Genomic DNA, 24,065 nt, shown 5'->3' on the forward strand with positions numbered 1-24,065 from the left:
CCGTGGCCGAGAACCCCACACCCCCGCGCCGTCGTGCGCCCAATCCCGAGCTGGACACACTCAACACCGAGTACGGCAAGCTGCGAAGCGGCTTCGATGCCGCCTCGCAGCGCACCCAAACGCTTACCGGCGCACGTAGGCGTTTGGAGGAAACGGCCAGGCCGGAACTGATCGTGCCGCGCAACGAGTTTCAAGCGCCTTATGAAATTTCCAAGGTGCCCAATGGTGCGCGTGCGCTGCGGCAACTGGACGGCCAGCTGGCGCAAGCGGAGGCTGCAAAGCAAGCCTATGCCGCGCCATTACAGCAGATGGCCGGCAAGTACCGCGACTTTACGAATCGGACGCAGACACAAACATTGTTGCGCAGCGCTGGGGCTCCGGTCGCCGCGCCATCCCGAGGGTTGCCCGTCGCCAACGCCGCCCTTGCCCCAGCGTCCACCGACCCAGGCAACCGCAGTGCGAGCGCTGCCTCTGCGCTGCCTAATGCACCGCAGTTGCGGCCCGGTGATGCGAACACGTTCACGGGCGCGAACGGAATCACGCGCGCCGTACCGGGTCTGTTGAGCTCACAGGCGACGGCGGTGCCTCAACGTACCTTGCCGCCCGCGATGGTGGCGCCGCCTTCGACCGCGCCGCGCGTCGCCGATACGACCGGCGGTGCGTTGGAAGGCGCGCGCGTCGCCGCACTCCAGACACGCGCGGATGCGGGTTCGATGGTGACAGATGGCTTTGGTCCCGAGGCGGAATTGATGCGCCGCTTTGAGATTTCACAGGGCAGCTATCAGAACAAGGGGCGGCCGAGTTCGCGCGCCGCCGCCGCGCAGGCGTTGTTCGGGCAGCTGGGCGCGATGAACCAAGCCAGCGCCAGCGGGCAGCAAGCCGCGAATGGCCTGCTGCAATCCGGAGCCAGCGCGCAGAACCTCGCCAACGAGGCGTTTGCACAGCGTCGTCAGGACGCTCGCCGGCTGGAATTCGAAAGCGCAGCGGCGCAGCAGCAACAGGCCGTCGAAGGCCAACGCGTCTTGCGCACTCTCAATACGGCGGACGGCCGAACCGGTGCATTGCGCCAGGACGGCAGCTTCACCCCAATCACCGACGCCGGCGGCCACGCCGTGCAGGAAGTTGTCAAGGCCGACGCGGGTGGGCAGATCACTCCAAAAGATCAACTGGACTATTTGGGCCAGCAGCAAAAGGCCGTTTTGGACAGTTTGTCGCTCGATGAAGATCAGCGCGCGCAGCAGCTCGCCGCGTTGGATACGCGCGCGCAGGCGCTATTCGCGCCACCGGTAGCAGCGGCGCCAGCGCCGGCAGCTGCGACGGGCAAGCCGAGCTTGGATCAGTTTCTCGCACAAGCCCGCAAAGCCAACCCCTCGGCCACCGACGCGCAGTTGACCGCGTTCTATCAGCGTAAGTACGGCACCCCATGACCGATTTGATTGACCCCTTCGACACTCCGGCGACAACCGGGGTGGTGGACCCCTTTTCGCCCGCGGCCACACCGCCGACACCGAAACAACCCGCAACCGGGTTTCTGAGCGCCGCCGCGCGCGGCTTCAAGCGCAGCCTGCCGGAAACGCAGAGCCTCTTGTACGGTGCCGGCGCGGCGTTGGCCGGTGCAGTCGGCGCCGACGAGTGGCGCGATAGTACGCTGGCGAACTACCAGCGCATCGAGCGCGAGCAGGTTCAGCCGCTCCAGAACCAAGCCACGTTCAAAGGCGTGTTGGCGGGCGACGACAGCGCAGGCGAATGGGCCGGCGATGTGCTCGGCAACTTCGGCGGTCAGGCCCTGCAGAGCTTGGCCACGGCGGCGGCCGGCGCCGCGATCGGCAGCGCCGCACCCGGTGCCGGCACGGCGGCTGGTGCCGTGGGTGGCCTGGTTGCGCGTGGAGCAGCCAAGCGGCTGATTACGGAGTCGGTCGAGTCGCTGGTCGCCGATCAGATGCGCAAGGGCATCGCACGCGAGGCAGCCGAAGCGGCGGGCAAAGTCGCGCTGCAACGCCGCTTGCAACAGGTCGGCGGCGCGACCCTGGCAGGATTGGGGTTGAACACTGCGCAGGAAGCCGGCATCGCGTACACCGGCCGCGCCGACGACGCGGCCGAAGCTGGGGAGGGGCTCGATGCAGGCGACGCCTGGCGCGCGCTGGGCGCAGGCGCTGTCGCGGGCGCGGTGGACAGCGCCGCGGAAGGAATCGGCGTGGGGCGTTTGCTCAAGGGCGCGTCCAGCAGCCCGCGTGTCACCCGCCGGTTGCTGGCGGGTGCAACGCAAGGCGCGATCACGGAAGGCGGCACTGAAGGCGTCCAGGCCGCATTGGAGCGTTGGGGCGCACAGCGCGACCTGACCGGCGCCGAGGCGACCGACGACTACATCGAGAACATCGCGGCCGGCGCGTTGGGCGGTGGCGTCATGGGTGCGGCCGGTGGCGTGCGTCGATCGGTGCCGGAAGGTCAGCCGCCGAACGCGCCCACGCTCGCGCTGCCATCTCCTGTGATTTCGGTCGATGCGTCTGGCGAGGCCATCACGCCGGCCCAAGCCTTCCAACAACAGCAAGCGGACGTCGATTTCATACGCCGCCGCCAAGCAGTGGATCTCGCGGGCAACGTCAATCCGGCCCGGCCGTTCCACTCCGCAGCCATCCCTAATGTCGATGCGTTGGTCGATGGCGGGCCAATGGGCGAGTTGGAGCCGTTGTCGGGTGAAAATGGAAAGCTGAGACCACAGGCGCTCGCACCGGGCATGCCGCCGCCCCTGGCATTGCCGCCCCCGGACATCACGATCAACGAGGCGGGTGAAGCCGTCACGGCGGCGCAGACGTTCCAGCAACAGCAGGCGGACGCAGAGTTCGTGCGTAGCCGTCAAAGCACGGGACTCACGGCAGACGTCAATCAGGCGCGCGCGGCGCATCCGGGTGCGGCCCCCAACGAGAGCGACTCTGCGACCTCGCCGTCGCAGCGCCCCCTGCGGCGGTTGTCTATCCAAGGCGGGCCACGAAAGGGATACCTCAATCCCGCTGCGTTCGACGGGACGACCGGTCTTCCCGATCCGAACAATGGCCCGTTGTCGCGCGCGATCAATGTCGCCGCAGAACAGGGCGCTCTCCAAGGGGCGACTGATAGCGCTCAGACGGAACCCGGCACGATTCCGCCGACGCGAGGCTTTGAGTCGCGTCGCGCGGTGGGCGATTGGCGCGGCTCCGCCGCCCCGCAACGCGACACCGCAATGCCGAATCGAGGTGCGGAATCACGCAACGCGCTGCCTGCCGAACCCCCGCGCGCGCCGGTCACTCCCGATCTAGCCACGGTCACGCGCGTGCGCGAGTATCTGGCCGCCCAAGCCGACCGTGGCCCACTGCCGAAGACCGAGCAGTTGGTGGCGGCATTTGGCTTGAACAAGCGCCAGATGGGCGAACTGCGCAGCGAAGTGTTGGTGGAGCGTCGCAAGCGAGTGAATGCCGAAGACGCCGCGATACGGGCTACACGCGCGCAGCAGCCGGCAACGTCCGCCGCTCCGTCGAGCGTACAAGCGGATACGGCTTCCCAGCTTTCGAATAACCCGTCCCCCGCGGCCGTGGCCACGACCGACGAGGACATCCAGACGGTCAGCGCGCCGTCGTCATCGCCTGCGACAGACGCCGCCGCGCTTGAGCACCAGGCTCCCGATACTGCGTTGGCGGATGTGCAGGGCGAGAACATGGCGGCAAGCCACGCTTCGGCGGCGACAGAGCCTGCGAGTGAGATCCCACCAGCGGCATCGATCCCGACCGACTCCAGCTTCGTCACAGCGGACAATAGCGGTGCGACGCAGACCGCTTCGCCGCCTGATGATACGCCGCCGGCCACGGCGACTGTGCCGGTGGTCGCTGCGCAAGCGCCGAGTAAGACTGTTCGGTCGGAAGCGTCTGCAGGCGCCGTCCCCGCCTCTTCTGGCGAGTTTGTACGCGTGCGCGATGTATACGGCGATTCGCACCGCGTGCGCGCCGCCGATCTGAACGGCACCCGCGCCATGTTGCCGACTTATAACGTGGACGGTAAGCGCAGGCTTGGGCGTTCGGTGCTGCGCGATAACCTCGATCAAGACGGCAGTCGCGCGCGGGAAACGTGGAAGGACTTGCGGGAGATTAGCCGCAAGGGCGCCACGTCTGCGGAAAACGTAGGATTCCGCTCACGTCGCGCTGCGCTGGCGGCCATCGAGCAGCACGGTCAATCGCCCGACGACTTCGATTTGGTGTCGCGCGGTGGCGGTCTGGTGGCTGTGCGCAAGCCAACCGGTTCGAACACGCATGCGCCCCCGGCCGTCGCAGCTTCGGCTACGAAACCGCGGTACGACAAAGTGGAAGCGGTCACGCCGGCCGGGCCGCCTACAAATGCGCCGGCAGTTTATGATTCGGCGCCGAAGGCCAAGGAGCAGCGCGATGGGGAACTACCTGAATCAAGTCATCAAAGCGATCGGCCGGGAGAACTTCCAGGCGCTGAACACGAGCGACCTGCCGATTCTGGACGTGTGGAATCTGCTGGAGATCTGGTACGTGGGAAGTCCGAGGAAATTTCGGGCACTCGTGGAAAGCGGCGAACTCGTGCCGCTGTTGAAGAAGACACACCGACACGCGTTGGAAGACGCCTGCGAGACGCGGCTGACGAACCTGCATCTGACGCCGAGCGAGTGCTTGGAAATGGCCGGGCTGCCGCTGAAGCTGTAGCCGCTCCTGCGGACTTCAACCTGACCGACGAACTGGAGTTCCAGGGCGTCGGCGATGTCAAGAAATTCAACCACAACCTCAACGCCATTGCGGTACTGAAGGCCGTTGAGGCACGCGGCACGCCGGCGACGCCGGAGGAACAATCGGCCCTGGCGCGCTATGTCGGCTGGGGCGGTCTGCCGCAGGCGTTTCAACATCCCACTACCGGAGCGGTCAAGAAGGGGTGGGAGCAACGCGTGGCCGACCTAGCAGCGGCATTGTCTGCCGAGGAGTTGGCCGCCGCCGGTCGGTCCACGCAAGACGCACACTACACCGCCCGCAACGTCGTCGATGCGATGTGGAGCGCGGTGGTGCGGCTCGGGTTCACGCACGGCCGTGTGCTGGAGCCGAGCCTGGGCACCGGCAATTTCTTCGGCCGGATGCCCGCGTCCATACGCGCCGTGACCCAGCGAACTGGCGTGGAGCTGGACCCGATCACCGGGCGCATTGCGCGCCTGCTGTACCCCAGATCTAACGTGCAGGTTCGTGGCTTCCACGAACTGCGGGTCGTGCCCGAAAGCTTCGATCTTGTCATCGGCAATCCGCCGTTCGGCGCGCAGTCCGTCCATGACCCGCAGTACCCGGACCTGTCGCGTTTCAGCATCCACAACTATTTCTTCGCCAAATCGATTATGGCGCTGCGGCCGGGTGGCCTGCTGGCGATGGTGGTGTCCAATTCGTTCTTGGATGCGAACACGAAGACGACGCGCCAGTGGGTCTCCGAGCGGGCACGATTCCTTGGCGCGATTCGGTTGCCGCAAACCGCGTTCGCCAAGAACGCTGGAACCAATGTAACCACCGACATTGTTTTCTTGCAGCGGTTGGCGGAAGGCGTGGAATCCAATCCGGAAGATTGGGTGCCGGTGGAGCAAGCGCGGGATGAGCGAGCAGGACAATCGTTCTCGTTGAACCGTTACTACCGCGATCGTCCGCAACGCATGTTGGGTCGCATGGTGTGGAGCACGCACACGACGCATGGAGCGCAAGGTGCGGTGCTAGCGGCGTGGCAGGGCGTGGACCTGGGCCGTGCTCTGGACGTGGCGGTGTCTAAGTTGCCCAAAGCGGTGTACCTCCCGCCCGGCATCCCCATCGAGCAGATGGAGCAGGGCGCGCGGGATGCGGAGTCGGCCGCAATGCCTGCCACTGCGCCCGGCGATCACGTCAAGGTCTACGGCTACTACGTCGATGCCGATGGCACGTTGCGCCAGCGCCAGCCCGATCACAACGGCGAGAAGACTCAGGTCGACGCCGGTCTTAAGGCCACCGAATCCCAGCGTGTCCGCGGCATGGTTGGTATTCGCGATGCGATGCGGCGGTTGCTCGCCGCGGAATTGCTCGAGACCAGCACCGACGCCGAAGTCGCGGACCTTCGCGTTGAACTGAATCGGGTCTACGACGCGTTCACGAAGGTATCGGGCCTACTGTCACGCGATGCGAATAAGCGCGCCTTCCGATCCGATCCGGACGCGCCGCTGTTGCTGAGCCTGGAACGCGATTACGACCGGGGTGTGTCGCGCGAAGCCGCGAAGAAGGCCGGTACGACCGCGCGGCCGGAGTCGGCGCGCAAGGCCGACTTGCTGAGCAAGCGCGTGCAGTACCCGGTCAAGCCGGTGACGAAGGTCAGCGACGCCAAGAGCGCGATGCTCGCCTCGTTGAACGAGCGTGGACGCATCGATATGGACTTCATGCGCGCGCTGTATCCCAATACGACCGCCGATGATCTCATGCGCGAGTTGGGCGATCTGGCCTACGCGCTCCCAGACGGCACGGTGGAACCGTCCGACGCGTACCTGTCGGGCAACGTGAAGGCCAAATTGGTGGCGGCGCGCGCAGCAGCCGAGGCAGACCGCAAGTACCGCCGCAACGTTGATGCCCTGGAGAGGGTGCAGCCGGCCCATGTAGACCCCGCCGACATCTTCGTCCAGCTTGGCACGCCGTGGATTCCCACCAGCGACTACGCCGCGTTCGCAAAGGAGACCTTTGAAGGCGCTTTGAGTGGGCAGCATGTCGCGGCATTGGGCCAGTGGGTGGTCCAGGTCAAGAGTCAGAACCGCGTGCTCAACCACGACCGATGGGGCACCGACCGCATGGGCGCGGAGAAGTTGATGGCCGCGTTGATGATGAATAAGCCGATCACGGTCTATGACGCCAGCAGCTCGCGCGATCAGCCGCCCATCCTCAACAAAGAGGCGACGGCAGCGGCCCAAGGCAAGGCGGCCGAACTGGTGCAGGCCTTCGGCGACTGGATCTGGAAAGACGCGGACCGACGCGAGCGCCTGGCTCGGCACTACAACGACACCTTTAACACGAACGTGGAGCGGGGCTTCGATGGCGCCCACATGAGCTTCCCGGGCATGGCGCGCGGCATATTAGCCAATGGCGAGCTGCGACCGCATCAGTCCGGATTTGCCTACCGCATGATTCAGGACGGCGTGGCCCTGGCCGAGCATGTCGTAGGTGCGGGCAAAACCTACGCATCGATCGCGGGCGTCATGGAGATGCGTCGCCTGGGCCTGTGGCGAAAGCCGATGATCGTGGTGCCGAACCATCTAGTCGACCAATGGTCGGCTGACTTCCTGCGGCTCTACCCCGGCGCGAACGTCCTGGCCGCCAGCCGTCAGGACTTTGAACGCGGCAAGCGGCGGCAACTGTTCGGCCGCATCGCGACTGGTGAGTGGGATGCGGTCATTGTCGCGCATTCCTCGTTCGGCTTTATCCCGCTGCCTGCCGACGCAGAGGAGAACATTCTTAAGGCCGAAGTGCAGGAAATCGGCGAAGCCCTGGATGCGATCCGGGCGAGCGAAGGTAAGAACTCGCTGTCGTTCAAGCAGCTTCAAAAGCGCAAGGACCGCATCATCGAGCGTCTGGACCGCATCTCCGAGCGCAGCCGCGATGACCTGCTGGACTTCGCGGAGATGGGAGTGGACGCCTTGGTGGTCGATGAGGCGCACGAGTTCAAGAACTTGTTCTTCGTCACCACCCAGCGCAACGTCGCCGGCCTGGGCAGTCCCGAGGGCTCCAAGAAGGCCTTCGATCTGTTCGTGAAGATGCGTTATTTGGAAGGGGTCAACCAAGGTAAGAACCGCGTGTTCCTGACCGGCACCCCCGTGTCGAACACATTGTCGGAGGTCTACCACTTCCAGCGTTACCTTCAGTACGGCGCATTGAGCCAGCTCAACGTCACCCAGTTCGACGCGTGGTCGAGCACGTTCGGCGCGATGGTCACCGATTGGGAAATGGATGCGGCGGGGCGGTTCAAAGAGAAGAAGCGCTTCAGCAAATTCGCGAACCTGCCGGAGCTGCGCACGATGTGGCGACAGTTCGCCGATACCGTAACCCGAGCGGATCTGGTTCGCGACGCGCAGGCGCAAGGCCGTCGGTTCCCGCTGCCGAAGATCAAGACCGGCGGCCCGCAGAATATCGTGGTAGCCCGCTCGCCGTTGCAAGCGGCATACATCGGCATCCCGGAGCAACAGTTGGATGGCAACGGTCAGCCGATGCTGGACCCGGAGACGGGGACGCCCAAGGAGCGGTATCCGCGCGATTCGATCATCGGGCGCATGGAGAACATGCCTAAAGACCCGAGCATCGACAACCACCTCAAAGCGACGGGCGATGCGCGCAAGGCCGGGTTGGACTATCGCCTAGTCGATCCGTCGGCTCCCGACTTCGCCGAATCCAAGATCAATGTCGCCGCCGGCAACATCGTGCGGATATGGCAGGGGAACAAAGCCCGGCGTGGCACCCAGTTGGTGTTTTGTGATCTGTCGGTGCCGGCATCGGCGCGGGGCCGGGCGACTGAGGCAGCGCAGGCAAAGGGACCGACGTGGTTCGTGCGCAACGATGCCGGGCACTTGGAGCACGTGGATGGGGTGAAGGTCGCGCTGTCGGCCTGGCCGGAGCGCGTGTTCTTCCTACGCAAGATTCGGAACATCCAACTCATCGTTGATGCGGGCTCGGGCGCAACGGTCGCCCGTGAGTCGAAACGGCAGGATGTGATTGATCTGGCCAATGCCAGGCTGGCCAAGGATCGTGAGCAGTGGCAACGCAGGTTCGAGACCGAGGCGATTGCCTCTGAGGATATCGACGCCTATGTCGCGCGCTGGGAGGCTGAGCAAGAAGCCAAGGAAGGCGGTGCCGCCGACGAAGCAGGGGACGCAGAAGCCGATGCATCTCAGGCGGTGGTCAGCCTGGATGAGCTATTGGCAGACCAAAGCCGGTTCAGCGTCTACGACGATTTGAAGGCGAAGTTGATCGCACAGGGTATCCCCGCTGAACAAATCGCCTTTATCCACGACTTCGCCACCGACCAGCGCAAGGCAGACCTGTTCGCAAAGGTAAATCGCGGCGACATTCGGGTGCTCATGGGGTCGACGGCGAAGATGGGCGCGGGCATGAACGTGCAGCGCAAGCTGGTCGCCTTGCACCATCTGGACGCACCTTGGCGGCCGTCCGACCTGGAACAGCGCGAAGGGCGCATCGTCCGCCAAGGCAACGAGTTTTACGAGGTCGACCCAGACGGCTTCGAGATCGAGATCCTGCGCTACGCGACCAAGCAGACCTACGACGCGCGGCAATGGGAGATTCTGGAGCGCAAGGCGCGTGGGATCGAGTCGTTCCGCGCAGGCGATGCCAGCGTGCGCGAAATCGAGGACGTGACCAGCGAGGCCGCCAACGCGGCCGAGATGAAGGGCTCCGCGTCGGGCAACCCCCTGATTCTGGAATCGGTGCGGTTGCGGTCGGAGGTTCGCAATCTGGAGGCGCAGGAGCGCTCCCATAAGCGGTCGATCCACCAGATGGAAGCCGTGGTCCGTAAGTTCAATGCCGGCAACCACTACAGCTACACCGACCGGGATCGCACCCGCCGAGCCGTTGACCAGCTGGACCGTGACGGCCCCTTTGAGCTGACGTTGGGCGAGCGCACCTTTGACGAGAGAAAAGGCGTTAAGGCCGAACCCGTGCTGGCCGCTTTCAAGCGGGCTACCTCGGCAGACGGCCCGGTTCGCGCCGGCAGCTTCCGAGGGGCAGACATCTGGGTGGATCACCGGGGCGATGCCTTCCGAGTGACCTTGCAGGTAGGCGACTTCACGGTCGGCCAGACGGAGTTTGGACGGGAGGGCATCACGCCCGGTGGCTACGTCAGTCGCTTGGAAAACATGATTGAGCGTTCTGATCGTCTGGTCGCCGAGGCGGAAGCTCGGGTTCAGCAGTTTGAGCGCGAGGCCAAGCAGGCCAGCGAGGAAATGACGCGCGGATTTCCGCAGCAGGGCGAACTGGACGGCAAGCGCGAGCGGTTCCAGAAGGTCGTGGCCGCGTTGCGGGCGGGCAAGCAGGCGGTTGATGGCGACCCTGCGCCGACAGGGGCTTTCAGCCGTCCGCGGCGGCCGGTCGAACGTGGGACGCCAGCGGTGGCGGTCCGTCGAGCGATCGCGCCGATCATCGCGGGCTGGTCGCGCGCGGCCCCTCGCGTGATCGTGGTCGAGACGGGGGGTGACCTGCCAGCGTCCGCTCAATCCCAGGCCGGCTATGCGGACGCGGAAGGCTTTTACGATGGCGAGAGTACGGTTTATCTCGTCGCGGCCAATCTGACCGACGTCGAGCGAGCCAAAGCCGTTCTGGCCCACGAAGCGATTGGCCACTACGGCATCGAGGCCATCACCGGGCCGGTCCTGTGGGGGCAATTGGAATCCACCGTGGACACGATGCGGTCGAGTGGCCGGTATGCGGATTTGTTCGCTGAGATCGATCGCCGCTATCGCGGAGCCAATCGCGGAATCGCCACCCGTGAGGCGATTGCGGTCATGGCCGAGAAGGGAATCCGTAACAGCGTCATTGATCGTGTGATTGCTGCCCTGCGCCGCTTTCTGCGCGCGCTGGGGTTCGATGTAGCATTCAGTGCCGCTGAGCTACGGCAACTGATCGCACAGGCGGCGCGATATGTACGCGACGGTGCCCGCCCCCGTGCGGCACGGCTCGCCGAGGCTCCAGCCTGGTCCAGGCCGGCACCGCGTTTCTACTCGGCGTTCACCGAGTCGGTTCGCAACGCCAAAGGGGCGCCCAAGGTAGCCGCAGCGAGGCAATGGCAACAGTGGTTGGATGGCGCGCAACGTCGGGGCGAGTTTCGCCAAGGTGAGCGTGATTGGTCCGGGGTCGACGAGTGGTTGGCCGCCCGCGACAAAACCACGCGGCAAGAGTTGGCAGATTACGTAAATTTCAACGAACTGGTATTGCACGAAACCGTGCTGTTCGACCTGTCTAAGCCGCTCGGACCGTCAGAGTGGGAAAAGGTCAAGGTACCCGCGGCACTGCAAGCCGATGCCGACAAACTGGCTAAGCACGGATTTGAGGTGGTCCGGCTTCGGGATGATCCGCGTCGCTCCAAACGACTGCAGCACAAAGACAACCCCGGCGTCTTGGTGCCGGCCGATGACTTTTACTGGCTGGTTGACGAAGCGGCGTACCACGCCGCCAGCAACATTGAGATGCACCACGGCGGCTATCGCAAGCTCAAGGAATTGTTCAAGGAGTATTCGTCGAAGGAGGGTGAGCGCTATCGGGAGCTATTGCTGAGGCTACCGGTCACCCAGCGACGTCTTACTTCCGGGCAGCAGCAACGAATTCGCGCGCTCCAGCAGCGTCCCTACAATACGTTGTCCAATGTGGAGCGGATTGAACTGGACGACGCCGCTGAGCACGAGTATTTCTCAGGCCACTTTCCTCAAGACACCAACATCCTGGCGCACGTGCGGTTTAACGAGCGTGTCGATTCGGAAGGCCGCTCGGTTTTGTTCATTGAAGAAATTCAGTCGGACTGGCATCAGCAAGGGCGGCGGGAAGGCTATCGGCCGCGCGGCCCCGATACCGCTGAGGAAGCCGAGTACCGGTCGCTGGTGCAGCGGCTGCGAGCGAGCGAGGTATTGACGCCGGATGAACAGCGACGGCGCAAGGAACTGCACAAACGCGTTCAACCGGGCTGGGATGGCGTGCCAGATGCCCCGATGAAGAACGCCGCCGACTGGTCGCTGCTGGTCTTCAAGCGAATGGTGCGCTGGGCAGTGGATCATGGGATGGATCGGATCGCCTGGACATCGGGCGCGCAGCAAGCCGCTCGCTATGCGGGAACCGATGCCAACCAAGCGCGTCGCGAGCAGGGCTTGGGTACGTTCTACGACCAGTTGCTTCCCAGCACGATCAATCAGTGGGCCAAACGCTTCAATGGTCGGGCCGGTCGCCACGTGTTCGGACTGGTCGGTGAGGCGCAGGAAGGCTCTCATGTGATCGATCTCACACCGGCCATGCAGGATGCGGCGCGCGCGGGACTGCCGATGTTCAGTCGTCCTGACCCGAATCGTTCGGCTTCTCGGTTGGAGTTGTCGGACGAAGGGCGTGAATCCGTGAAGGACTGGCTTGCCAAGCGCGGCGCGGCCAAGTTGACCGATCTCAAGCCGGCGTTGCTGGGCGCGATTCCGATGAACGCCTTGTCGGACTTCGCGCCAAAAAAAATGCCAGGTATCGGCCACTATCTGGAATTGCGCTATCAGCTGGATGCCTATCGCCATCAGCGCTACGTCAAGACCGATGCCATAGCGCAGAAATGGCTCTCCTTTGCAACCGGCGGCGGTGCGCGCGCGCTGGTGCGCCGCGAGCCCACCGCGCAGGCGCGGGCCTTGGCCGACCTGATGCACGACAGCACCGTCGCCGGCGTCGATCCCACGTTGAAGGAGGCGACCTACAAGAAAGATCCGGAAAAGGTGCGGATACACCGTGAGCTTCGACGTCGCTTCGATGCGCTACCGACCGACGGGCAGGAGTTGTATGTGTCGGTGCGCAATGCCTACACCGAGCAAATGAAGCTGATCGAAAAGGCGCTGGCAGAGAATTTGGAGCGGGCCATCCAGATCAACCGAAACCGTGCGGACCGTGAGTATGAAGATCGGCTGGAGGAAATCGAAGAAGATCCCGAGCTGGACGATGCTGGGAAAGCAGAGCAACGGACGCGAGCGGCCCGCCTGCACGCGTCGAGCATTCGCAAAGCCAATCAGCGTGCGAATGCGCAAGTGATCAAGTTGCGGGAGAAATTCGAAGCCCAACGCGTTGACGCGCCCTATTTTCCGCTGAAGCGGTTCGGCCGCTATTTCGCCGTGGTCAAGCGGGACGGCCGCATGGTTGGATTTTCCAAGTTCGAAGGCCGGGCAGAACTGGATGCCTTTGCCGAGAAGATGCGTGAACAAGGGCTGGAAGTCCGGGCCGGTGTAGATGCCGAGAAGACCAGCCTGCGGCAGTCCATCGATCCAGGCTTTGTCGCCGACATTCAGCAAATCCTTGACGACGCGGGTGCGCCCGATTTCCTGCGAGATGAGGTCTATCAGCTTTATTTGGAGCGTCTGCCCGACCTGAGCTTGCGCAAGAGCTTTATCCACCGGAAGAAGGTGCCCGGCTATAACGCGGACGCGCTGCGGGCCTTCGGCAGCGCCATGTTCCATGGAAGCTACCAGCTCGCGCGGTTGAAGTACGCCCTGGAGATGGGTGAGGCGCTAGACGTTGCCGAGCAACAAGCTAAAGAGCACGCACCGATCGGTGGGATGCTGCTTGTCAACGAGTTGCGCAAGCGCCACGAGTTCATACTCAACCCGAAAGGCGGCGCCGCCGCCCAAATAGCCACCAGCGCCGCCTTCGTGTACCACCTGGGCGCGAACCCGGCGCACTTGTTCCTCAACGCCACTCAAACCTTGATGCTGGGGGTGCCGATCCTTGGTTCGCGATATGGGTTCGGTAAGGCGTCCAGCGCGCTGACCAAGGCGGCGCAGGACTTCGCGCGCGGCAAGGGCCATATCGAGCGTGCCGCGCTCACTACAGCCGAGCAGAACGCGGCCAAAGCTTTCGTCGAGATGGGTGTTTGGGAAAAGACCCAGGCCCATGACCTGGCCGGCGTAGGCGACAAGGGGGTCGAGTATTCGGCCGTGCGCCAACGGGTCATGAGTAAGCTGGGCTGGATATTTCATCAATCCGAGCGCTTCAATCGCGAAGTCACTTCCATGACGGCGTACCGATTAGCCCGAGAGGCCGGGGATACCCATGACGCAGCGGTACAGCGAGCGGCCAAACTGACCTACGAGGTGCATTTCGACTACTCCGCGGCGAATCGCCCGCGCTGGATGCAGAGCGACGTGGCCAAGGTGCTGTTCGTGTTCCGCAACTACAACGTCAACCTGATCTACCGCTTATTCCGGGACGTGCATCAATCCTTCCGGGCCGAGTCGCCGGAGGCGCGGGCCGAAGCCCGCCGACAACTGGGAGCCATGATGGGGATGTACGCCCTCATGGCTGGCGTTACGGGCGTCCCGCTCTATGGCCTGGCGGTCATGATGGCAGGGTTGTTTGAGGACGATGATGAGCCGCTCACGGCCGAGCAGCAGTTCGCGCGCGGCACTCGGGAGCTGTTGGGCGAGGATGCGGCGCGCTTGTTGCTCAGTGGTGTGCCTGGAAGCCTGCTGGGCGTGGACGTGTCCGAACGCATTGGTCTACCGAATCTGTGGTTCCGCAGTCCGGATCGGGAGTTGGAGGGCCGAGACGCCTACTTCTTCTGGATGGAGCAGGTGCTGGGCGCGGCCATGGCGATCCCTAAGAACCTGTTTACCGGCCTGCAGCAGGTGCATGAGGGGCATATCGAGCGCGGTATCGAGACTATGGTGCCGGCGTTCGTTCGCTCGCCCCTGCGCGCGTTGCGTTATGCCGGCGAGGGAGCAACGACACTGGACGGACAGTCCATCACCGACGTAACCCCGGCCGGCGTGCTCGCTCAGGCGCTGGGGTTGTCGCCGCTTGCGGTGGCCGAGCAGTACGAGAAGAACAGTGAGTTGAAAGGAGCGGATGCGCGACTGAACAAACGTAGGCAACAGCTCATGAATCGCTATTTCATGGCGGTGAAGCAACGGGACAATGACGGAGCGAAGGAGGTGCTGGCCGAAATTCGGTGGTTCAACCGAGGCAATTCGGCGTACGCGATCACCCGAGAAACGCTGCAACGATCGCAGCAGATGCGCGCTCGTCATGACGCTATGGCGGACCATGGCATTACGGTCACGCGCAGGATGAGGGCATTAGGCCAGGACGGTGCAACCGAACGATAAGTTTCGGTGTGGTTAGCGCGTCGGAAAATACTTAAATCGGCTCGGCGCGGGATAGCAAGACGTGTCCGTGCGCAGTGGGGCTGACCAATGGTCGGGATCGCGGCCAATACGCTGGTAACTGTCTAAACCTCACAAATTTGGCCGGCGCGAAGATCAGCCCCCTCTTGGCCGACGGAGAAACGTGACTCGATCCATCCTCTAGGCGTGGCCGGCTCGATATTCTCCCTATGTGAGATAGGGGAGTCCACCTGGACATGGAGTTGGTTTTGCGCCGCGGGTTGCAGGTCATGGTAATACTGCTTGCCTCCCTATTTACGGCAGGGGCCCATGAGGCTTCGTCATTCACGTTGTCCGAGTTAAACCGGACCGCAAGAGACCAGTCACCTGAGGCTGTGCTGTCGGGCCGCTATCGCGATCAGTTTCTGGCGCTACCTAGTCCAGAAATAAAACTTCAATCCACAGCGCCTCGGTGGTGGCGGCTCACTGCGGTCCGCGATATATCGGCGCAAGGTTCGCCCCAGCTAGTACTGAGCCAGCCGTACTGGAAGCAACTGGAAGTTTGGCGCCCAGGTGACCGAAAGCCAGTTCGCCGGTCTGTCTATGGCCCCGACAAAGACCTCACACATTCGTCGATCGCGCACGTTGTTCCTTTGTCCGATGGGCTACGCGCTGGCGAGTCGGTCTATCTCCGTGTTAGCTCTGCGGATGAAGTGTCATCGACAGTGGCTGTCATGCCGTTGGCAAGAGTTTATGAGCAAGATGTTCAGTTTGGCCGGATATGGACGTTCGTTCTTACATCTCTTGGTGGTGTGGCCGCGCTGGCCCTCATCTTCTGGGTCTGCCTCAGGCAGTGAGGTTACGCGTATCTCGCTCTTACGCTGATCGCGCAAATGATCAGCCTCTCAATTGATGGGGGCGAGTTCCGCAGCTCGGAGTGGCTGTCCGCATTCGCAATGGATCGTCGCACCAACATCCTTCTGAGCACAACGGCTGTGCTGGCGAGTGTGCGCTTCCTCATTTTCTTTCTGGGCTTACCCAGTCATCAGCCCGGCGTTGCTCGCCTGCTCAACATTTGCAGCGCCCTGCTTGGCGCGGTGTTGGTGGTATCGACCGTGCAAGTTTGGTATGCGACGGCGATGGTTGGGAATCTTGTGCTTCTGGTTGTGATCGCGGCCGTCGCCGTCGCCGGTACGAAGGCCATTCGCCGTAGGCAGCGCGAAGCGTACGTGTTACTCGCGGCTTGGTCCCCGCTAATGGTGATACTCGTCGTGAAGGTAGGCAGCCTGCAGCGCTGGTGGCCCATGTACGATTGGTTGCAGTTTGCTTATCCGGCGTCGCTAACGGTCGGTGGGCTAGGGTTACTGGCCGGCCTTTCTCTGAAGCTCTATCAACTGAGTCGTGACCGCGATGCTGCGCGACATCGAGCGACTTACGACGGATTGACGGGTGGGCTCAGTCGTGCCGCCATGGAAGATTCGCTACAAAGCGCCGTGGCTTCAGCCCATGGCAATGGCGTACCTTTGTCGGCGGTCTTTATTGATGTAGACCGCTTTAAGAAGATCAACGACGACTTTGGCCACGCCGTAGGCGATGAAGTCTTGCGTATTGTTTCACTCCGGATGCGAAACAGGCTGCGGGCCGACGACCTGTGTGGCCGATTTGGTGGCGATGAAATGGTAGTGGTGTTCGTGGGTGCTCCCCTAGCGGAGGCAACGAAACGAGCCGAGCAACTGCGTTCCAGCATCACTGACAGCCCGCTCTCGATTGGCGGCCAAATCATCCCGATTAGCTTAAGCATGGGCGTTGCGCAATTGCGACCCGGTGAAAGCTATCAAGACTTGCTGAAACGTGCGGACTCGGCGCTGTACGCAAGTAAAGAGGCGGGGCGAGGCAGAGTCACTGCGCACGATGCAGTGACGGGTGTTTTACTGTAGGCACGTTTCGGAATGCGCCGCGCATCTCAGCGGCCGCGGTGATTCCCGATAGTCTCAGCAGAACAACCAAGGGGAATCGCCATGAAGCCAGTCAAATGCCTTGTCGTATGTGTCGTATTCGTCGGGATGCTCGCGTGTTCGGCATGCCGGCCACCGACCGATCCGACGTTCGCCCAGCAACAGAACGAACAAAAGGGGCGCGGGTGAATACTCGGTCAAAAAAAAAGGCTTCGGACCTGACACCTCCGAAGCCAGTATGTTCACCGTGAGACCGGTGCCTATGCTAGTTCGCGGCCTTCTTGCCAACTTCGAAGCGGAAAGGCTGCGATTTATATTCGCAGTTCCTTTGGTCGCTCAATGTCAGTCTGAACTCGGTAGCCTGATCTTTGCGCGACTCGATGAGGAAACTGAAAGAGTCGCCCGGACGTACGGCCTTCAGGATAGCGGGGGGATAAGAGTCCAAAGTTGGATCTTCGTGCCGCCAGCCAGCAGGCGTGTTGGTTTCGAGATAAGTTGAGTGCGGATGAATCGCTAAAGGTTCGTCGCCATCGAAGGCGGCAAACTTCACTTTGGACTTGGAATTGTTTTGGAATACAAAGCGACTGAAGTCTATCGCCTTGCCCCTAACTTCCTTAGTGATCGGACCGACGTAACTTACTGAACTCAAACTTCGCTGCGCTTCAGAAAGGCTGCACTTTGCGGCAACTGATGCCTGAGGAGCGCCCAGCGCAAGGAGTAGAACGAAGTAGACAGCTTTCATTGCTCACTTGCTCCTATTGTAGAAGACGTGTCTTTTGGTTCGGTCGTATCGATTCCAAGATTCCCAGATCACTTGTTTGGCGCCAGCCGTCAGGAATTCGACCATTTTATTCTTGGCTGCATTGACACATTCCTGTTCGGTTGCGAAGGCCGAGCCCAGTTGGCTGCCTTCAACAGCCTCAGCGCCAGCCCTGGCTCCATCGATCCAGTCATTGATGTCGTTGACATGCTGTAGCTCCTCGCGCTTAGTTTGAGAGCGTTGCTTGTTATCGACCAAGTTCCTTCGCAGATTTATGACGGCGCCCACTTTCACGTCGTACTCGTTGAGAAAATATTGTCCGTCCTGGCATTTGCAAGGGGAATCGACTGTCCAGTCAATCGTGGTGCGTCCCATGAGACCAGAACCGACCTCGCTTCCTTTGGCTCCTGGGTAATTGTAGGTCGTGTCCAGGTTATCGAGGTTCCCAGGGAGCGTTTGATGCGGCAATCTGGTCCACTGGAGTAGACCCATTGGGTCTGCCCACATCAGGGGCGAGCTGGTTACATAATTGTACGTGTTCATGCCGCCAAACAGTCCGATGGGATCGCTTTGCAGATATCGTCCGCTAGAAGGATCGTAGTCGCGATGTAGGTTGTAGTGCGTGCCGCTAATCGAGTCAAATTGTTGCCCAGCGAAGCGCAGATCAAAAATGAACGTTTGGCCATCCAGATCGGGGTCTTGGTTCGGTAGTGAACCGCCGAACACATCCCCTGTCAGATCCCACTTCCATACGGCCTTCTGGCGAACAGGATCGATGATTGTCCGCGGTGTCCCCAGGTGGTCGGCCTGCACATACAGCAGCTTCCCGCCGGCTACGATGCCAATGGGCGCGTCGCCGAGCCAGATCACCTCCTGGCTTGCAATTCCAGCGGCATCGTAGCGACCCATGAAGCGACCGACCGTGTCGTAGGTCGTGTAGTCGATGGCGACGCCGTCCTGGCGCTGTACACGCTCGCCGTTACCGCTATATCGATAGGTCATCACCGAAACGCCGTTGACCTTGACCTCGCTCATCCGCCCAGCGGCGTTATAGACCCACTCCAGCGCAGTTCCCGCGTTGCTGATCGTGTTGCCCGTGGCATCGTAAGTGCGGGCAACACCGCCCCATTGCATCAGTCGATCTGTATCGGATGCATAGAACGATGTCGTGCTGGTGGCGCCGTTCGTTACCTCGGTCATTCGATTGCGGGTGAAGGCGTTGTAGATATAGGTTTTGAGCGGGGCGTTATCGGCGCCGTTCTTGACGGCCGTGAGCTGGTTGAGCGTGTCGTATTCGTACTTGCGTACAGGCGGATTGGATAGGTTTCCGGAGCGGAGCGAAATCAAATTCCCGACCTCGTTGAACTCGAAGCCCAGCGACAAACCATCCGCAGCGCTGTCCTGGATGGAGGTCGGCTGGTAGTTCAGGTTCATCGTCCGGTTGAGCGCACGGCCATTCCCGAACGTCAGCTTGCCCGCTGGGCCGAATGGGTAGTAGGTGATGCTGCTGAGCAGGTTCTCGCTGGCCTGACCCGGCCGAGTCACTACAACACTACCTACGTCGCCCGTGCCGCTGGCTGCGTAAGCGACGCGCATACCGCTGGGATAGGTCATCGCCAACAGTCGGCCGGCCTTCGAATATTCGTACCGCGATACGAAGGTCTTGCCGTTGATGATCTGTACTTTGCGGCTGATGCGGCCATAGCGGTTGTAGCAATACTCGGTGCTACCGCTTCCATCGACGGTACGGACTAATTGCCCGACCGTAAAACGCTCATCCGCAGCGCAGGCTGCCGGTGCGGTGTCGTAGGTATGAGTGACCGTCAAGGCCGCGTCGGCAGGATAGCTAGATGTCAGCTTGCGGCCGAGAGCGTCATAGGCAAAGACGCTGGTGCGGCCGGCCGCGTCTGTGCTCGATGTGAGATTTCCTGCGCTATCGTATGTGTTGGTCGTGGTTCCGGTGGCCGGGCTGGTCAATGACAGCAGATCGCCGAACCGATTACGGCTGTAGGCGGTCTCTCTGCTAAGGGCGTCACTGACAATGGCCAGGCCCCCGCCAGTGTCATAGTTGTAGCGCGATCCATTCGATGGGGGGTTGTTTACGTTCAATAGAGTCGCTGACGGTCGATTAAGCTCGTCGGTCTGCTGGACGGATTGAGTGCCCAGGGCATCCGTCGTGTAATTGGGCGTTCCATTTTTCCAATAGCTGGTCTTCGTGGTTCGACCGTAAGCGTCCTTGACGGCATTGATCCAGCCCAGCTGATTACGAAGCGTTGTGAGCGTTCGGGTGATGGTGCCGGCACTGTCTTTAACATCGGTCTTCTCCGGGCGACCCTCGTTGTCCAACGTGTACTGGATTCGGTCGCCCTTGGAGTTGTAGATGTCGGTGACTCGGCCGGCGGCGTCGTAGTCGAAGCGGGTATAGACCCCATCGGGATCGGTAGTCTTCTTCAAGCGACCGGCTACGTCGTACTCCATCAGGGTGATGGCATCGTCGGTCTCGACGGCGGCATTGCTTCCGCGGACGATTTGTCGCAGGAGGCGACCACGCGGGTCGTACTCGACCTCAGCGATCACCCCGGTGGCGTCCTTGACAGACACGGCCCGACCGGAACGGTCGTATCGCAAATACTCGGTGACGTGACCGAGGGCATTCGTTTCCTTCCAGACATCGCCCTTGCGATGGGTGCAACTACCGCCAGCCGTTGCGCAACCTGCATCATCCAGCGCGTAATAGCTGAAGGTACTGATGTCGCTCACGTCCGTGCGCGGACCGTTGACCCTGATGATCTGGCCAGCGATCGGGCATGTGCCCGCCTGAACGTCGCTGGATTCGCAGTAAACCGCACTGGTAGTCCGCGTCTCGCCTGTTGCGGGGTCAGTCCGCGTCGTTGTCAGCTCCTGACCCCGCGCGTTGTACGTCCACTGGAGCTTTGACCACAAGCTGCCGCTACGGTCATAAACGCGTTCCTCAGTGGGGAGATCGAAAACGGGGTGCCAATCGGTTTGCGTTTTACGCTCGTAGTTGCTGCCCGGAGCGTCGATGCGCTGAACGATCTGGCCCTTTGCGTTGTAGTCGAAATCAGTCTTGCCACCAAAGTCGTTGACTACGTCGGGATACCCGTTTGCGTCGTAGGTGAAGACCGCACTCTCGCTGCAACTATCGGTTGTGCAGACCCGTTGCTTGTCGGTCACCAGCTTTCGACCGTTGATCGTTGTGAACCGGTATTTCATGCGCAGACCGTTGGCATACACAACATCGTTGCCTTCGATGACATAGCGCTCGGCGCCGCCAGTATGCTCGGTTGACACCGGATTGCCGGCGTTGTCGTAGCCAAAGGTCGCTTTGACAGCGCCGGTTTCGTCCAAGATCTGGGTAAGCAGCCCAAACTGGAATGGCTCCGTGCCAGCGTAGTAGCGGTAATCGCGCTTGTACCCCGTAGGCGATAGCACGCGCTCCAGTCGGCGCTCCTTGAATTCGGGCAGTGTCGGGAACAGTGGCGATCCGTAGGTGTAGTCATAGCGGACACCATCGGGATCGGTCACCGACGAGATGAATCCGTCGCCATTGTGCGCGATCACCAGGGAGCGTCCCTGCGCGTCGGCTACCTGGCTGAGCAGACCGCCCGTGTACGTGAGCGTCAGGTGGTATCCATCGAGATAATCGACGGCCATCAAGCGGCCTTGAGCGTCGTAGGTCTCGGTTGAACCGTCTGCGGGGTTCTCCAGTTCCCACATCACCGGAACACCAGCTTCAAGGATGGGGCGCAGCACTACCTGCACTTCCGAGCTGGCTGTCCACAGTCCCCCAACCTTCTTAAAAACGAGCTGCCTTCCGTCGTCTCGGTGGATCGTCGCAATCTTGGCATCCGCCGACATGTCGCGAAATTCCAGGCTGCGGCTGTAGGTATGCCGCCAGTTCTCGCCCAGGCCGACCGTCAGTACCTCGGGCGCGCTGTTGTAGTAGCGGTGGAAGCTGAGGCCGCGACCACCGGTGCCGGCGTAGTCGACCTCGTCTTGGAACTTGTTTTGGGCATTGATAACAATTGGATTGCCGACAGGGTTGTTGCTGCAATCGCTGCAGCCCAGGTTCTTGCCGATGTCTTCTTCATCGGCCTTCAGCGGCCAATAGGAGTTCGCGCTACCATACCAATACGAATAGTTGGTGCGGTAGGGCGGCTCGATATTAGGCGGCAGGTCAAATCGGTTGCCGACTTCGAGATGCACACTCGTCAAAGGGGCGACGGTTTCGATCATCGCCTTCTGACAGTTGGTATGAACACGAATGGTCTGATTGAATCCTCTCGGATCGATAGGCCGCGACGCAGCTTCTTCTAGCACTTCCGCTCTATGTCTCTTGCATTTCTTCATTGCGTCGCGATACGTATAGGTCGGGCCAGCCCCCGCCCAGGTCAAGGGCGGAGCAGGAAACATGGCCTGCCCCGTCTCGGGTGGGAATGCAGCCAGCGCGGCGCTCGGATGCAGGCAGGCCAATGCCGCCGCCAATCCGGCGGTCAGTGGGTGATATCGATTAACAGCCGTCATGGTCCGTCCCTTTGAAAGCGATTGCCGGTGGAAGCATGCTGGGATGCGCGTTTGCTCCCACCATGCGAAGAGATTTAACGGTCGAGTCTCGGCAATCGTGAGATGCGGCCACCAATTGCTCAAAACAGCGTCGCTGCCTATGTGCCTCTAGTTGAAGCAGTTGTCTGATGATATCTGGTTGGTCGGACTCGTTGACCGAGAGCGCGCCGCCGTTGGCGTTGACGATCGTGCATAGCGCGACATTGCACACCTCTTCAAGACCGATCTGACTGCCGTCGTACTCCATGCTGAATCCGATCCCTGAGCAGGTATCAAAGGCCACTTCCTCTAGCGGCGACATCTCGCGAATACGAATTCGGGGAGGGCTTTGTCTGTAGACGCGCTCTAGGACTTGATCGGAATATCGCTTCGGCTTATCAAGCAAAGCGTTGTTCCACAGTTCGTCCAGCGATTGACGCAAAGCGCGCACGCTGCCTCGTTTGTACTCGCGTCGGTACAGTCGATAGTTCGCGAGCATCGGCTCGCAGCACGAGGCCATGAACGACGCACGCTTCCAGTGTGGCGCGTCGGCTAGGGCAAAAAGAACTTCAGATCTAAACTCTCTGAGCATCCTGTGCTTCCCTGCTTGGTCGTAGTTGTACAAAGTGCCTGTCGCAACCTATTGGCCCAGCCCGCCGGCCCCTATTGGCCGGCGGGCGGTCGTCCTGCACCGCGCTACCGCTCTACCGACGGGGGGTACGTCGGAGGGCGCAAGACTTCCTCGGCGGGGACGTACGCGGAGGAAGTTGCGGTACAGGCCGGCTTAAAAGTTCTTCGCGCAGGATGAGAACGTCTCGGGGAGCCGTTATGCCGAAGCGAACCAGTCCGTTTGCACAGCGGAACACACGGACCTCGATGTCTTGGCCGACCTTGATGGCTTGGACCGGCCGGCGGGAGAGAACCAGCATAGGCGCTTACCTCGGCCAGACGCACGGAAAGTGCAAGCCGTACTGATCGCAAGCCTCGCGAAGGTCCAGGCTCGGCACTGGGTCATGGAGCAAAGCCTCAAGTGCCGGCGGCGTCATGAACCGAATGATGCATTCACGCTTCCCGCCGAAGCCGGGCGCCCACACTTCGGTCGTAACGGAATGCTCTAGATGATGGCGCCGCGCACGCGCTCGCGCCGCGCCGATACAGGTCTCTTGGCTAGCGAATGGAATGTGGTCGTCCTCGCCATCAATCGACACACGCCAGTTCAATGAGCCACGGCAGACTGCTTCAAAGGTGACAAAATTGGCGTTTACCATTTTTCATACTCCTTAAGAATTCCGACCTTTCGGACGAATTCTTCGCCAACTAACTGCGGGTGATACGAACGGCCTTCGATCTGGCCTGGATGCCCGAACAGAACTTTGGACTCTTGCTCTTTGCGACTGCACAGCTCAGGGAACGCGGCCCAATAGGTAACGTCGATGATCTCGTGGCTGGACAAGGTCAGCCACGCATGCAGGTTGATCTGCGCAACTGCTGCATTGCCTGGTAGTAGCATTCGCTCCAGTTCTTCTAGGGGCGTATGAAGAAGCTTTTGATCGCCTTGCTGGACATAGCCCAAGGTGTAGACGAGCGGAACCCGAAGCATGCGTTCCAGAAGGCCGCGAACCGCGGTAGTAATTCCGAAACGTTCACGGGCCACCAGATCAGCGCTGATCTCTCCGATATCGTGGCTCAACTCTCGTCGGACCATGGCGATGACTTCTTGCGAGGCGAATCGCGCGGAGGTCGGATCGAAGCGAGACCGGTGTAGCCCCCAAACGAGGGAGCGCGCCTGAGCGGATTCGAACGCAACTTCGTAACGACGCGCGGCGTGCTGCGACGTGTCGCTGCGCTTAGAAGAAAAAAGCCGGCGTATCCAAGGAAGCGTCAGGGGTCGCATATACGCCGGGTGATCAATTCGTGACACAAAGCT

The 24,065-nt window shown here is 61.6% G+C and carries 8 protein-coding genes and 1 pseudogene; 4 read left to right on the plus strand and 5 right to left on the minus strand.

From position 1 onward, the window contains the following. The first annotated feature begins 2 nt into the window (after positions 1–2). The 4 genes and pseudogenes from V2J18_RS04130 (at position 3) to V2J18_RS04145 (ending at position 16,797) form a co-directional block, all read left to right on the plus strand. Positions 3–1,427, plus strand: a complete 1,425-nt coding sequence (locus tag V2J18_RS04130) for a hypothetical protein (protein WP_336131093.1) — start codon at positions 3–5, stop codon at positions 1,425–1,427. Next, on the plus strand, positions 1,424–14,863 hold the full coding sequence (locus tag V2J18_RS04135) for a PLxRFG domain-containing protein (protein WP_336131095.1): 13,440 nt from the start codon (positions 1,424–1,426) through the stop codon (positions 14,861–14,863). Before V2J18_RS04130 ends, V2J18_RS04135 begins: the two co-directional genes overlap by 4 nt. A gap of 869 nt (positions 14,864–15,732) precedes the next feature. After that, positions 15,733–16,200 (plus strand): annotated as a pseudogene (locus V2J18_RS04140) (7TM diverse intracellular signaling domain-containing protein); the annotation flags it as partial. After that, complete coding sequence (locus tag V2J18_RS04145) at positions 16,177–16,797, plus strand: GGDEF domain-containing protein (RefSeq protein ID WP_336133056.1); 621 nt, start codon at positions 16,177–16,179, stop codon at positions 16,795–16,797. The pseudogene V2J18_RS04140 and the gene V2J18_RS04145, both read left to right, overlap by 24 nt. A 283-nt stretch (positions 16,798–17,080) precedes the next feature. Here the strand turns inward: V2J18_RS04145 and V2J18_RS04150 are convergent, their stop codons facing one another. The 5 genes from V2J18_RS04150 to V2J18_RS04165 form a co-directional block, all read right to left on the minus strand. Continuing rightward, complete coding sequence (locus V2J18_RS04150; RefSeq protein WP_336131096.1) at positions 17,081–17,557, minus strand: hypothetical protein; 477 nt, start codon at positions 17,555–17,557, stop codon at positions 17,081–17,083. A gap of 3 nt (positions 17,558–17,560) precedes the next feature. After that, complete coding sequence (locus V2J18_RS04155) at positions 17,561–22,120, minus strand: RHS repeat-associated core domain-containing protein (RefSeq protein ID WP_336131097.1); 4,560 nt, start codon at positions 22,118–22,120, stop codon at positions 17,561–17,563. Continuing rightward, positions 22,107–22,730, minus strand: coding sequence for a DUF416 family protein (locus V2J18_RS04160; RefSeq protein ID WP_336131098.1), 624 nt, complete (start codon positions 22,728–22,730; stop codon positions 22,107–22,109). The genes V2J18_RS04155 and V2J18_RS04160 overlap by 14 nt, the downstream gene beginning before the upstream one ends. Before the next feature lie 112 nt (positions 22,731–22,842). Next, positions 22,843–23,067: a carbon storage regulator gene (locus tag V2J18_RS23125; RefSeq protein WP_425605937.1), complete on the minus strand. Its 225-nt coding sequence runs from the start codon at positions 23,065–23,067 to the stop codon at positions 22,843–22,845. Between the two features lie 332 nt (positions 23,068–23,399). Continuing rightward, a complete protein-coding gene (locus tag V2J18_RS04165) occupies positions 23,400–24,059 on the minus strand; it encodes a hypothetical protein (protein WP_336131099.1) in 660 nt (219 codons plus the stop codon). Between the last annotated feature and the right edge of the window lie 6 nt (positions 24,060–24,065).

Origin of the sequence: Lysobacter firmicutimachus, assembly GCF_037027445.1 — a bacterium.
Taxonomy (GTDB): Bacteria; Pseudomonadota; Gammaproteobacteria; order Xanthomonadales; family Xanthomonadaceae; genus Lysobacter; species Lysobacter firmicutimachus.

Bases quoted from the DNA above. Each gene is read 5' to 3' on its own strand.
- V2J18_RS04135 (WP_336131095.1), top strand. From the start codon at position 1,424: ATGACCGATTTGATTGACCCCTTCGACACTCCGGCGACAACCGGGGTG.
- V2J18_RS04150 (WP_336131096.1), bottom strand. From the start codon at position 17,557: ATGAAAGCTGTCTACTTCGTTCTACTCCTTGCGCTGGGCGCTCCTCAG.
- V2J18_RS04155 (WP_336131097.1), bottom strand. From the start codon at position 22,120: ATGACGGCTGTTAATCGATATCACCCACTGACCGCCGGATTGGCGGCG.
- V2J18_RS04160 (WP_336131098.1), bottom strand. From the start codon at position 22,730: ATGCTCAGAGAGTTTAGATCTGAAGTTCTTTTTGCCCTAGCCGACGCG.
- V2J18_RS23125 (WP_425605937.1), bottom strand. From the start codon at position 23,067: ATGCTGGTTCTCTCCCGCCGGCCGGTCCAAGCCATCAAGGTCGGCCAA.